Origin of the sequence: Castellaniella sp., from assembly GCF_049673105.1 — a bacterium.
Classification (GTDB): domain Bacteria; phylum Pseudomonadota; class Gammaproteobacteria; order Burkholderiales; family Burkholderiaceae_B; genus Castellaniella.
On the sequence record NZ_JBATXG010000025.1, the window covers coordinates 168731 to 181788 of the forward strand.

Consider the following 13058-nt stretch of genomic DNA (forward strand, 5'->3'; position numbering starts at 1 on the left):
CATGTTGACACCGCATCTCCTGTCGGCCGACTATCTGGACGCAGCCGTCACGGCAGCCCACACAGCGGCAGCCATTTTACAAACCCACGCCCTGCGGCGCTCCGATCTGGTCATCGACACCAAACAGCGCAACGACCTGGTGTCGCAGGCCGACCGCGAAGCCGAACAGGCCATCATCGCCATCCTGCAAGAACGCACCCCGGACATCGGCATCATCGCCGAGGAATCCGGCGGACAGCCGGGCAGCCAGGCGACCTGGTGCATCGACCCGCTGGACGGCACGACCAATTTTCTAAGCGGCATTCCGCATTATGCCGTCTCGATCGCCCTGATCGGCCACGCCGGCTGCCGCCCCGACGGCCAGACCGTGCTGCCGCAAGACACGCCGCTGATTGGCGTGGTCTACGACCCGAACCGCCAGGAATTGTTCACGGCGCTGCACGGTATCGGCTCCTGGCTCAACGGCCAGCGCATCCAGTGCTCGCAGACCGCCTCGCTGGACCAGGCCGTGCTGGCCACCGGCTTCCCGTTCCGGGACTTTTCATTCGAACCGCAATACATGCCCGGCTTTCTGGACGCCATGCACCAGACGCGCGGCGTGCGCCGGCTGGGGGCTGCCGCACTGGATCTGGCCTGGACGGCCTGCGGGCGCTACGATGGTTATTGGGAAATGGGTCTGGCGCCCTGGGACGTGGCGGCAGGCACCGTGCTGGTCCGCGCCGCCGGCGGCGTCTGCGAAGACCTGCGCCGCCAGGAACCCTGGCCCCAGGGCGGCTATGTCATCGCCACCAATCCCCATCTTGCCCTGCCCCTGGACGCACTGATCACTCCACATCTATGAAACAAGCGATCCTTGACACTCTGGGCGACTGGCTGCCCGATATGACCGACATCCGGCGAGGCATCCACGCCTGGCCGGAACTGGCCTTCCAGGAAGTCCGCACCGCCGACACCGTCGCCGCCCTGCTGGAATCCTGGGGCATCGAGACGCATCGAGGGCTGGGACAAACCGGCGTGGTGGGACGCATCACCGGCACACAAGCAGGCCGTTCCATCGGCCTACGGGCCGACATGGACGCGCTGCCCATGCCCGAGGCCAACACCTTCGCCCACGCCAGCCGCAACCCCGGCGTCATGCATGCCTGCGGCCATGACGGCCACACAACCATGCTGCTGGCGGCAGGCCGCTATCTGGCGCAACACCGGGATTTCCCAGGAACCGTCAACCTGATCTTCCAGCCCGCCGAAGAAGGCGGGGGCGGCGCCCGCCACATGATCGAAGACGGCCTGTTCGATCGGTTTCCCATGGACGCCGTCTTCGGCATGCACAACTGGCCGGGATTGCCGGTCGGCACGTTCGGCCTGACCGAAGGCCCGATCATGGCCTCCAGCAACCGTTTCGACATCACCCTGACGGGGCGCGGCGCCCACGGCGCCATGCCCCATCTGGGCGTGGACCCGGTCGTGGCCGCTGCGCAGCTGACGCTGGCTTTCCAGACCATCCTGACACGCGACCAAGACCCCCTGGACGCCGGCGTCATCAGCGTCACCCAGATCCACGCGGGGTCGGCTGACAACGTCATTCCCGACCAGGCCGTGCTGCGCGGCACGGTGCGCACCCTGTCCACTGCTGTGCTGGATGTGATCGAATCCCGCATGCGCGATATCTCGCAGCACCTGGCCCAGGCCTTGCGCTGCACCGCCGATTTCAATTTCAGCCGCGAATACCCCGCCACCGTCAACCATCCGGCGCAAACCGCGCTCAGCACACAGGTCCTCAGCGACCTGGTGGGCGCAGATAATGTCCGCACCGCCGTGCGCCCGTCCATGGGCGCCGAAGACTTCGCCTTCATGCTGCAGGCCCGTCCAGGCTGCTACATCTGGATCGGCAACGGCGACGGCGACCACCGCAGCGCCGGCCACGGACTGGGCCCCTGCACCCTGCATAATGGCAGCTACGACTTCAACGACGAACTGATCCCGCTGGGCGCAGCCTACTGGGTGATGCTGACGCACCGCTATCTGGCGGCATAAGCCACGTCCAGCGCGATACCTGCGCGCAGGACGCCAGGGCGGCCCATCCGCCAGACCTGCCGCAGACGCATGCCGTAAAATACGCGCGGTACCAGGCCGCACACCCGCGCCGCCCCATCCGCCGAGGACGCCATGTCAACCACCCTGCCCCTGAATCACCCCCCCGCCGTGCTGCGTGTAATGCCCATGCCGGCTGATGCCAACATCCACGGTGATGTCTTCGGCGGCTGGATCATGTCTCAGGTCGACATCGCCGGCTCCATCCCTGCCACCCGCCGGGCGGCAGGGCGTGTCGCCACCGTGGCGGTGAATGCCTTCACCTTCAAGCAACCCGTTTTCGTCGGCGACCTGCTCAGCTTTTACGCGACGATCACGCATACAGGCCGCACCTCGGTCACGGTGTCGGTCGAGGTCTACGCCGAACGCCAGCGTCTGGAAGCCGAAGTCGTCAAAGTCACCGAGGCCACCCTGACCTACGTGGCGACCGACGAAAACCGCCGCAGCCGGCCTCTACCCCCCATCTGAGGCCCCGGATTCATGGTTGATCAGCCGGCTCTCACCACCGCCTCTCCTGTCGTCATCCCGCGCCGCCTGGACCCGGAAGACGCCCAGCTGGCCCTGCAGGAACTGCAGTCCATCCTGAAGCGCCAGGAGGTCGTGGACACGCTCGCCCAGCGCCAGAACGACGCCGAGGACGAAGACGGCTCCAATCTGCTGGAAGGCATGCTGCAACGCCAGCACGAGGACGAGATCCGGCAGATCATCAACGCCCTGCATCCCGCCGACATCGCCTTCATCCTGGAATCCCTGCCGGTCATGCAGCGCCAGGCCATCTGGCAGCTGGTCAGCCAGGAATACGATGCCGACGTGCTGCTGGAGGTCGAAGACTGGGTCCGCGAATCGCTGATCGAGTCCATGGACCACGAGGACCTGATCGCGGCCACCGGCAATATGGATGCCGACGAGATCGCGGATCTGGCCCCGGACCTGCCGCCCGACGTCATCGCCGCCGTCCAGAAGGGCCTGACCGACGCCGAACGCGCCCAGTTGATCGCCGCCATGGGCTACCCCGAAGACACGGTCGGGGCCATCATGGACTTCGACATGGTGCGGGTGCGCGAGGACATCACCCTGGAAGTCGTGCTGCGCTACCTGCGCCGCCTGCATGAACTGCCCGATCATACCGACCAGATCTTCGTCGTGGACCGCACCGACCAGTTGCGCGGCACCCTGTCGCTGTCGCGCCTGCTGCTGAGCGAACCCGACACCCTGGTCAATGCCGTCATGGAACCGGACGTGCTCAGCCTGAATCCCCTGGATTCCGACGCTGACGCCGCCAGCGCCTTCGAGCGCTATGACTTGGTGTCCGCCCCCGTGGTGGACGAACAAGGCCGCCTGATCGGTCGCGTCACCATCGACGAAGTGGTGGACGTGCTGCAGGAAGACTCCCAGGAACAAGAACTGTCCCGCGCCGGTCTGCAGGAAGAAGACATCTTCGCCCCCGTCCTGTCGGCGCTGCGCAACCGCGCCCCCTGGCTGCTGGTCAATCTGTGCACAGCATCCATCGCCTCGCTGGTCGCCTCGCGTTTCGAGGACACCGTCAGCCACATCGTGATCCTGGCCTTTCTGATGTCCATCGTCGCCGGGATCGGCGGCAATTCGGGCAACCAGACCATGACCATGATCATCCGCGCCATGGCCACGGGCCGCGTGACCGGCGCCAACATCTGGCAACTGGTCAAACGCGAACTGCAGGTCACGTTCCTGGTCGGCGCCTGCGGCAGCCTGGTCGCCGCCACGTTCGCCTGGGTGATCTCGGAATCCTATGCCATCGCCGCCGTGATGATGGCGGCCATGGTGGGCAATATGCTGATCGGCGCCGCCCTGGGCGTGTTGATCCCGCTGCTGCGCGACCGCTTCGGCAAGGACCCCGCCGTGGGCTCGTCGGTGCTGCTGACGTTTGCGACCGATTCGCTGGGGTTTTTCCTGTTCCTGGGACTGGCGACGGTGTTTTTGCTGTAGCAACCGCAATCAAGCAACCTTTCTTTGCAATGCCCGCCAACTGCCCGAGTTCGGGCACCGGCATCAGTTCATTCGTCAGGCGGTGTCCCGGAGTGGAACCGGACGACCGGCGCCCGGCACACCCCTGGGACACCGCCGGGACCTAACGCAAGAACGCCTGCAAAAAAAAGGCCGGGATCCCATCCCGGCCTTTCGAAGCATCACGCCAATTTACCGTGGCATTGCTTGTATTTCTTTCCGCTGCCGCAAGGACAAGGATCATTGCGCCCGACCCTGGGCACCGCCCCTGCCGGCGCGCCACCCGAAACGCCAGGAGCCTGATCCAGACCCGGATCATCCCCGCGCAAAGCGGCATCGTAGTCCGCATGGTGATAGCGCACATTTTCCAGCGCCGGAGACGCAGGTTCTTCGACTTCGACCTGTTCCGCCGACTGGATGCGCACCGTCATCAGCACCCGGACCGTTTCATTGCGAACCCGGTCCAGCATGTCGGAAAACAGTGCGAATGCCTCGCGCTTGTAGGCCTGTTTCGGATCGACCTGCGCATAGCCGCGCAGATGAATCCCCTGACGCAGGTGATCCAGCGATGCCAAGTGAGCGCGCCAGTTGCTGTCCAGCGCCTGCAGCAGCACCGACCGCTCGAACGGCCCCCACCCCTCGAGGCCCACCAGGGCGACCTTCTCGTCATACAGGCGCTTGGCTTCGGCCAGCACGCGATCCAGCAGATCTTCGTCCGTCAGATTGGGTTCTTTTTCCAGCATCTCAGCCAGCGGCATCGGCATCGCCCAGTCCGATTCCAGCGTTGTCTGCAGGCCAGGAACATCCCACTGCTCTTCCATCGTTTCCTCTGGAATGTAGCGACGGAATACCACGGTGATTTCCGCATCGCGCAGATTGGCGATCGTATCGGCGACCGACGTCGCCTCCAATACCTCGTTGCGCTGACCGTAGAGGACCTTGCGCTGATCGTTGGCCACGTCATCGTATTCCAGCAATTGCTTGCGGATATCGAAGTTGCGGCCTTCGACCTTGCGCTGAGCCGATTCGATCGAACGCGACACCATGCGGGCCTCGATCGGCTCGCCTTCGGGCAGGCGCAGGCGGTCCATGATGGCCCGCACCCGGTCGCCCGCGAAAATTCGCATCAGCGAATCATCCAGCGACAGATAGAAACGCGAGGAACCCGGATCGCCCTGGCGGCCCGCACGACCACGCAGCTGATTGTCGATGCGGCGCGATTCGTGGCGTTCCGTACCAATGATGCGCAGCCCGCCGGCAGCCTTCACGGCGGCATTGGCCGGCGCCCATTCGGCGCGGATCGTCGCAATGCGGGCTTCTTTTTCTGCGGGACTGAGATCGGGATCGGCGCGCACCAGATCCACCTGTTTGTCCACGCTGCCACCCAGCACGATATCGGTGCCGCGCCCGGCCATATTCGTCGCGATCGTGATGTGCCCCGGCTTGCCGGCCTCGGCCACGATCTCGGCCTCGCGGGCGTGCTGTTTTGCATTCAGCACGCTATGCGGCAGACCGTCTTTTTGCAAGGCATTCGATAGCAATTCCGAATTTTCAATGCTGGTCGTGCCTACCAGCACCGGTTGGCCGCGCTTATGGCAATCGATGATGTCCGCCAGGATCGCCCGATATTTTTCCGCATCGCTCTTGAAGACTTGATCATTCTGATCGTCGCGGGCCATGGGCCGGTTGGTCGGGATGATGACCGTTTCCAGGCCGTAGATTTCCTGAAACTCGTAGGCTTCGGTATCTGCCGTCCCCGTCATGCCCGACAGTTTGTCGTACATGCGGAAATAATTCTGGAAGGTGATCGATGCCAGGGTCTGATTTTCGTTCTGGATGCGCACGCCTTCCTTGGCTTCGACCGCCTGATGCAGACCGTCGGACCAACGGCGACCGGCCATCAGACGCCCGGTGAATTCGTCCACGATGACGACTTCGCCGTTTTGCACCACATACTGCTGATCCAGATGGAACAGATTGTGCGCCCGCAACGCCACCAGCAAATGGTGCATCAGGGAAATGTGGCGCGGGTCGTACAGCGATTCGCCGTCCGGCAGGATGCCCTGCTGGATCATGATCTGTTCCGCCTTGACCTGCCCCGCCTCGGACAGATGCACCTGCTGGGCCTTTTCATCGACCCAGAAATCGCCTTCGGGTTCAGGCTCGTGCGGCTTGGGTTCTTCCGTCATGCGCACCATCAAGGACGGCACCTTGTTCATGCGGATGTAGAGTTCGGTGTTGTCTTCCGCCTGTCCGGAAATGATCAGGGGCGTGCGCGCCTCGTCGATCAGGATGGAGTCGACCTCGTCAACGATGGCGTAGGCCAGATTGCGCTGACGGCGGTCTTCCGGACGGAATTCCATATTGTCGCGCAGGTAATCGAAGCCATATTCGTTATTGGTGCCGTAGGTGATATCGGCCTGATAAGCGGCGCGCTTTTCCTCGTTTTCCTGCTGCGGCACGACCACACCGGTCGTCATGCCCAGGAAGCCATACAGGCGCCCCATCCATTCGGCATCGCGCCGGGCCAGGTAATCGTTGACCGTGACGACGTGCACGCCGCGCCCCGGCAGCGCATTCAAATAGACCGCCAGGGTCGCCATCAGCGTTTTACCCTCGCCGGTGCGCATTTCAGCAATCTGGCCGTTGTGCAAAGCGATGGCGCCCAGCATCTGCACATCGAAATGGCGCATGCCAAATACGCGCTTGCTGGCCTCGCGCACGACGGCAAAGGCCTCGGGCAGCAGGGAGTTCAGAGATTTTCCATCAGCGATGCGCTGGCGGAATTCGGCGGTCTTGGCCTGCAGCTCGTCATCTGACAGAGCTTGCAGAGCGGGTTCGAGCGCATTGATCTGTGCGACCTGCTTGCGGTACTGCTTCAGCAGCCTGTCGTTGCGGCTGCCAATGATTTTTTTGAGCAGAGAAACCATAGTATGTCGTCGCTGCGGGCCAGTCCGGGATCGATCAGAACTGGCAACCGGAAAATTGTCAGGTACGGCCACCGAACAGTGACCGCAGGTAAACGATGCAGTTTAACGCAGCTGGGGGGCACCCGCTTTGGGGGCGCCATCCACCGCGGCCCAGCGCGTGGATCCCGGTGCATTCAGGGGGTGATCGCCAGACTGAATGAACAGGGTCGGGTCCAAGGGATAGTCGGCCATGCGGATTTCGAAATGCAGGTGCGATCCCGTCGAACGACCGGTGCTGCCCACCTTGGCGATCACATCCCCCTGGCGCACGATGTCGCCGACCTTGACCGACAGGCTGGACGCATGCGCGTAACGCGTGCGCAAACCGTTGCCATGATCGATTTCAACCATCTTGCCGTAGCCTCGCTGCGTACCCGATCGCACCACCAACCCCCCGGACGCCGCCCGGATCGGTTCGCCCCGAGGCGCCACGAAATCCAGCCCTTCGTGCATGGTACGGCGCCCGCTGACCGGATTGCGCCGCCAACCAAACGAAGAGCTGAGCGCCGGATAATTCACCGGGGACAGCGTCGGCAGGCTGGCCTGGAAACCCGCCTGACGGGACAAGGCCGCATCGACCAGACTGTAGGCGTCTTCCTGATGGCTCAAGCGCTGGCTCAGGGCATCGATATCACGGCCTAGCTGTTCAGCCGAATCCACTGCCGGCAAGGCGGTCGTATCCTGTTCGGAAATATCGTCCAATACCTGCGAGGGATCGGCCTGCGGCTGGGCCATGATTTCAGACGCCAGTTCCGGCGCGCTGTAACCCAGGCCGGCAGCCGCCGCGATCTGGCTGCGCGCGACCTCCATGGCCAGGACCCGACCCTGCAATTCTCCGACCTTGCCGGCAAGCCCTGCGATACTGCCCTGGAGGGTGACAGATTCCTGCTGCAGTTTGGCGTCCAGCGCCTGGCGCTGACCGGCATCCAGGCCCGCCGACTGCCAGGACTGCCACTGCGCCCCGCCCCAGGCCGCCAGGACCAAGGCCAGCGTCAGCCCCCCTGCTTTGAGCCAACGCACGCTAGAATGCCCAGACGGCCTTGCCGCCCGCAATGTTCCAACCCATTTTTTCATCCAATTTTTCCTTCATGTCATCGGCCTCGCATCACCGCAGCCATTCACCAGGGGTGTCGGCCCTGAACTGGCTGAGCCATCATCCGCAAGGAGCGCGTCTGCTGCAGACGGCTCACGAATTGCTGGCCCTGCAAGGGGTGCTGGCCCGCATCCTGCCGCCGGCACTGGGGCGCCGCATCCAGGTGGCCCGTGTTGATGGACAGCAAATCACCGTCATGGTTCCCAGCCCGGCGCACGCAGCCCGACTGCGTCAGCTGACGGACGGCACCGCTCGCCAGCTGCGGGATGCCGGCTGGCCGATTGATGCGATTGTCGTGCGGATTGATGCCGCCATGGGCCTGGATGGGACACAAAAGCCCGCCAGGGAAACCCAGCCCCTGAACGAACAGGCGCTGCAGTCGTTTGAGTCCCTGCAGCAACAACTAAGCCCCGGCCCGCTGGCCGACGCCGTGGCGCGACTGCTGCAGCATCACCGACGCTGACATCTCGGTGCGGGTCCGCCGGGGAAATCAGGCGAACTGCCAGTCGCGGGTATAGGCCGCCGGCGCGGTTTCCGGCGAATCGTAACTGACCAGTTCCCAGCAATCCTGCTGCGCCAGCAAAGCGCGCACCAGCTGGTTGTTCAGTCCGTGACCCGATTTGCAGGCCACATAACGGGCCACCAAGGGTTTGCCGGCCAGATACAGATCCCCGATCGCATCGAGGATTTTGTGTTTGACGAATTCGTCGTCATAGCGCAGGCCATCGGCATTGAGCACGCGATATTCGTCCATGACGATGGCGTTGTCCAGACTGCCGCCCCGTGCCAGCCCCATGGAGCGCAGGGCTTCGACCTCGCTGGCAAAGCCGAAGGTGCGCGCGCGGGCGATGGCCTTGACGTAAGAATCGCGTGCGAAGTCGACCTCGGCCCGATTGGCGGTGGAATCGATGGCCGGATGGCGGAAATCGATGGAAAACGACAGCGCAAAGCCATCGTAGGGTTCCAGTCGCGCCCATTTGGCGGCGGGGCCTTCGCCCTCGCGGATTTCGACGGGTTTCAGAACCCGGATGAACTGCTTGGGCGCAGCCTGTTCCTGCAATCCGGCGCTACGCAACAGATAGACGAAGGTGCCGGCGCTGCCATCCATGATGGGGACTTCTTCGGCATCCAGATCGATATGCAGATTGTCGACCCCCAGCCCGGCCAGGGCCGACATCAGGTGTTCGACGGTAGAGACACGCACCGAACCCTGCTGCAGCACAGAGGCCATCCGCGTATCACCCACGGCATCGGCGCGCGCAGGCAGATCAACCACCTGGGGCAGATCGATGCGATGGAACACGATGCCGGTATTGGGCTCGGCGGGGCGCAAAGTGATTTCCACGCGGCGACCGGAATGCAGGCCCACGCCTTTGGTGGAAATCGATCGTTTGATAGTGCGCTGTAAGAGCATGGGATATTTCTGATCGGCGACGGTCGTCAGGCGGACGGCCCCGTCGATAGCGTGAGTAATCTGCCCATTGTAACGGGTCTACGGGTTTTCCACGACCCTTTTACCGAAACACTTGCTACTTGAACAAATGAAACAAGCGAAGGCGCACCCGCCCCCAGGGGAAGGGACGAGTGCGCCAGGCGCCGCGATCTGCATGACGGCAGCCGCGATGTGAGGTGACAGACTTCAGATCAATAAATGATCAGTCGGCCTGTTTGCGCAGAAAGGCAGGAATATCGAAATGATCCATGCCCGCGCCTTCCAGCGCCCGGACCTGGGCCGATGCGTTGGAACGCGGATTGCGGATGACCGAAGGCACATCCGTTCCTGAAAAATCATGCCCCATGTGAACCGGCTGATTATCCGTGCCGGTGCGCTGGGCCTCGACAGGATGCGGGACCAGCGTCGGCTTGGTGACCGAAGCGCCCAGGCCGGTCGCCACGACCGTCACGCGCAGGTTCTCACCCATGGACTCGTCGTAAGCGGTGCCAAAGATGACGGTCGCGTCTTCCGAGGCATAGCTGCGGATCGTGTCCATGATCTCGCGGGTTTCGCGCATCTTCAGCGAACGGCTGGCGGTGATGTTCACCAGGATGCCGCGCGCGCCATGCAGGTCGACGCCTTCCAACAGCGGGCAGGCGATGGCCTGTTCAGCCGCGATCCGGGCGCGATCGGCGCCACCGGCCACGGACGTACCCATCATGGCCTGGCCCTGCTCGCCCATGATCGTCTTGACGTCTTCGAAGTCGACGTTGACATTGCCTTCGACGTTGATGATCTCGGCGATCCCGGCGCAGGCATTGTGCAGCACGTCGTCAGCCGCCTGGAAGCAGTCTTCCTGGGTGGCATCCTCGTCCATCAGTTCGTACAGGTTTTCGTTCAGCACCACGACCAGGGAATGCACGTGGCGCGACAGTTCGCGGATGCCTTCCTCGGCCAGGCGCATGCGCTTGTTGCCCTCAAACACGAACGGTTTGGTGACCACGCCCACCGTCAGGATGCCCAGTTCCTTGGCGACTTCCGCCACCACCGGCCCCGCGCCCGTGCCGGTGCCGCCGCCCATGCCTGCGGTGATGAACACCATGTGGGCGCCATTCAGCGCCGCGCGGATTTCCTCACGGGCGGTATCGGCTGCAGCGCGGCCCTGATCGGGCTTGGCGCCTGCGCCCAGACCGGAGCGGCCCAGACGGATCTGCACCGGCGCTTCGCTGGCGAGCAGCGCCTGGGAATCCGTGTTGGCGCAGATGAACTCCACGCCCTGGACGCCCGAATGGATCATATGGGCCACAGCGTTGCCGCCTGCCCCGCCGACGCCGACCACTTTGATCACCGTCCCGTTTCTGCTGGTATCCAGCATTTCAAAATTCATCATGATTGACTCCCTCACATACGGAAAAACAGAACATTCCCCTGATGATTCACGGCTGCCCCCGGAGGGTCAGTTCATGAACCATTCCTTCATGCGCGTCAGAATGGACTTGACCGTCCCTTTCTGCTGCGCCACTTTGCGACCGCGCGCCCGCTGCATGCGGGCCTCGGTCAGCAAACCCATCACCGTCGAGAAGCGCGGATTGCGCATCACGTCGGCCAAACTGCCTTCATACATGGGCACGGCCACCCGCACCGGCTTGAGGAACACGTCCTCGGCCAGTTCGACCATGCCCGGCATGAGCGCCGTCCCGCCGGTCAGCACGACCCCGGATGACAGCAATTCTTCATAACCCGACTCGCGCACCACCTGCTGCACGAATCCGAACAACTCTTCCATGCGCGGCTCGATCACCGCGCCCAGGGCCTGGCGTTTGACGCTGCGGTTGGGGCGATCGCCCAGACCCGGCACTTCGATCATTTCCTCGGCATCGACCAGGATCTGCTTGGCCACGCCATAGCGCAGCTTGATTTCCTCGGCATCCGGCGTGGGCGTACGCAGCATGGCCGCGATATCGCTGGTGACCTGGTCGCCCGCGATGGGAATGACCGAGGTGTGGCGGATCGCGCCGCCGGTATAGATGGCGATGTCGGTGGTGCCCCCGCCGATGTCCACCAACACCACGCCCAGTTCCTTTTCATCGGCGGTCAGGCACGACAGGCTTGAGGCCAGCGGCTGCAGGATCAGGTCCTGCACTTCCAGGCCGCAGCGGCGCACGCACTTGACGATGTTCTGGGCCGCGCTGACCGCCCCGGTGACGATGTGCACGCGCACTTCCAGGCGCATGCCACTCATGCCGATGGGCTCGCGGATGTCTTCCTGGGCATCGACGATGAATTCCTGGGTCAGCACGTGCAGCACCTGCTGGTCCGTCGGGATGTTGACGGCCTTAGCGGTCTCGATCACGCGCGCCACATCGGTGGCGGTGACTTCCTTGTCCTTGACCGCGACCATGCCGCTGGAATTGAAGCTGGTGATGTGGCTGCCGGCAATGCCCGTATAGACTTCGCGGATCTTGCAGTCGGCCATCAGCTCGGCCTCTTCCAGCGCGCGCTGGATGGAATTCACGGTGGACTCGATGTTGACGACGACGCCCTTGCGCATTCCCTCGGATTCATGCTGGCCCAGGCCAAGCACTTCGAATCCGCCGTCAGGCAAGATCTCCGCCACGACGGCAACCACCTTGCTGGTGCCGATATCGAGTGCAACGATCAGGTCTTTGATGTCACGGGTCATGGTTTGGACGGTTGGGAAGAATCTGCGGTTTCAGGGGCCAGCGTGATGGCGAATCCATTCGGATAGCGCAAATCGGCGCTGGCAATCATTCGGTTGCCCAGGCGCCGGGACAAATCCGGCCACGCCTGGACAAAGCGTTCAATACGGGCGGCAAAGGGCAATGCGCCGGAGCGGCCATGCGGGTCGGCAACGTCGGCGGCGGGATCGCGGCCCAGCGTCAGCCGCACCCCGTCGGACAGAGAGACTTCCCAGGCATAACGGGGCGACAAGGTCGCCTCGCGCACGCTCAGCCCCAGCGGCGCGAACCAGCGGGCGATCTCGGCATAACGCTGCACGACCAGGCGCTCGGAATTGCCCGGCCCATTCAACTGGGGCAGATGCAGATCGTCCGGCAATTCGCCGGGGTTGGCCGTGAAGGCTTCGCCCCAGGTATTGATCATCTGGTTCTCGTTCCACAGCGCCAGCGGCTGCTGCTCTTCAATGCGCACCAGCAGCGTGGAAGGCCAGACGCGGCGGATCGCGGCATGCCGCACCCAGGGCACGGTCTCGATGCGGCGGCGCACCTGGTCCAGATTCAGCAGGAAGAAATTGCCCCGCACCTGCCCAGCCAGCGCAGTCTGCAGACTGGTGGGGCTGACGTATTGCAGGCTGGCGTCGGCCATCGGCGCCAACTGGATCTGCTGGATCGAAAAATAGGGGCGCCGGATCACCCAGGTCAGGGCGCCCGCGACCATCGCCAACACTGCCAGCAAAGCCAGCAGATTGGCAATCAGATTGGTCAGACGGGCGTCCGCAAACACTGTC

11 protein-coding genes are annotated in these 13058 nt (G+C 63.6%); 5 read left to right on the forward strand and 6 right to left on the reverse strand.

Annotated elements, in window-relative coordinates; genetic code table 11:
- Position 1: 1 nt before the first annotated feature.
- From WBF69_RS10485 to mgtE, 4 genes are all read left to right on the forward strand, one after another.
- Entirely contained in the window at positions 2–841 is an 840-nt protein-coding gene (locus WBF69_RS10485; RefSeq protein ID WP_424263867.1) for an inositol monophosphatase family protein, read from the forward strand.
- A complete protein-coding gene (locus WBF69_RS10490; RefSeq protein ID WP_424263869.1) occupies positions 838–2034 on the forward strand; it encodes a M20 aminoacylase family protein in 1197 nt (398 codons plus the stop codon). Before WBF69_RS10485 ends, WBF69_RS10490 begins: the two co-directional genes overlap by 4 nt.
- A gap of 132 nt (positions 2035–2166) precedes the next feature.
- Positions 2167–2559, forward strand: coding sequence for an acyl-CoA thioesterase (locus tag WBF69_RS10495; RefSeq protein WP_424263871.1), 393 nt, complete (start codon positions 2167–2169; stop codon positions 2557–2559).
- 12 nt (positions 2560–2571) lie between these two features.
- A complete protein-coding gene (gene mgtE / locus WBF69_RS10500; RefSeq protein WP_424263873.1) occupies positions 2572–4056 on the forward strand; it encodes a magnesium transporter in 1485 nt (494 codons plus the stop codon).
- A gap of 200 nt (positions 4057–4256) precedes the next feature.
- Here mgtE and secA read toward each other — a convergent pair whose 3' ends face one another.
- Positions 4257–7004, reverse strand: coding sequence for a preprotein translocase subunit SecA (gene secA, locus WBF69_RS10505; protein ID WP_424263874.1), 2748 nt, complete (start codon positions 7002–7004; stop codon positions 4257–4259).
- A 102-nt stretch (positions 7005–7106) separates the two neighbouring features.
- A complete protein-coding gene (locus WBF69_RS10510) occupies positions 7107–8063 on the reverse strand; it encodes a peptidoglycan DD-metalloendopeptidase family protein (RefSeq protein ID WP_424263876.1) in 957 nt (318 codons plus the stop codon).
- A gap of 32 nt (positions 8064–8095) precedes the next feature.
- On the opposite strand from WBF69_RS10510, the gene WBF69_RS10515 reads away from it, so the two are divergent.
- Complete coding sequence (locus tag WBF69_RS10515; RefSeq protein WP_424263878.1) at positions 8096–8599, forward strand: DciA family protein; 504 nt, start codon at positions 8096–8098, stop codon at positions 8597–8599.
- Positions 8600–8626: 27 nt separating this feature from the next.
- Here the strand turns inward: WBF69_RS10515 and lpxC are convergent, their stop codons facing one another.
- The 4 genes from lpxC to WBF69_RS10535 form a co-directional block, all read right to left on the reverse strand.
- Positions 8627–9550 (reverse strand): UDP-3-O-acyl-N-acetylglucosamine deacetylase, encoded by a 924-nt coding sequence (gene lpxC / locus WBF69_RS10520; protein WP_424263880.1) that lies wholly within the window; start codon positions 9548–9550, stop codon positions 8627–8629.
- 241 nt (positions 9551–9791) lie between these two features.
- The gene (gene ftsZ / locus WBF69_RS10525) at positions 9792–10961 is read right to left on the reverse strand and encodes a cell division protein FtsZ (RefSeq protein WP_424263881.1); all 1170 of its coding nucleotides are present in this window, start codon (positions 10959–10961) and stop codon (positions 9792–9794) included.
- Between the two features lie 66 nt (positions 10962–11027).
- Positions 11028–12254: a cell division protein FtsA gene (gene ftsA, locus WBF69_RS10530; RefSeq protein ID WP_424263883.1), complete on the reverse strand. Its 1227-nt coding sequence runs from the start codon at positions 12252–12254 to the stop codon at positions 11028–11030.
- On the reverse strand, positions 12251–13054 hold the full coding sequence (locus WBF69_RS10535; RefSeq protein WP_424263885.1) for a cell division protein FtsQ/DivIB: 804 nt from the start codon (positions 13052–13054) through the stop codon (positions 12251–12253). Before WBF69_RS10535 ends, ftsA begins: the two co-directional genes overlap by 4 nt.
- Between the last annotated feature and the right edge of the window lie 4 nt (positions 13055–13058).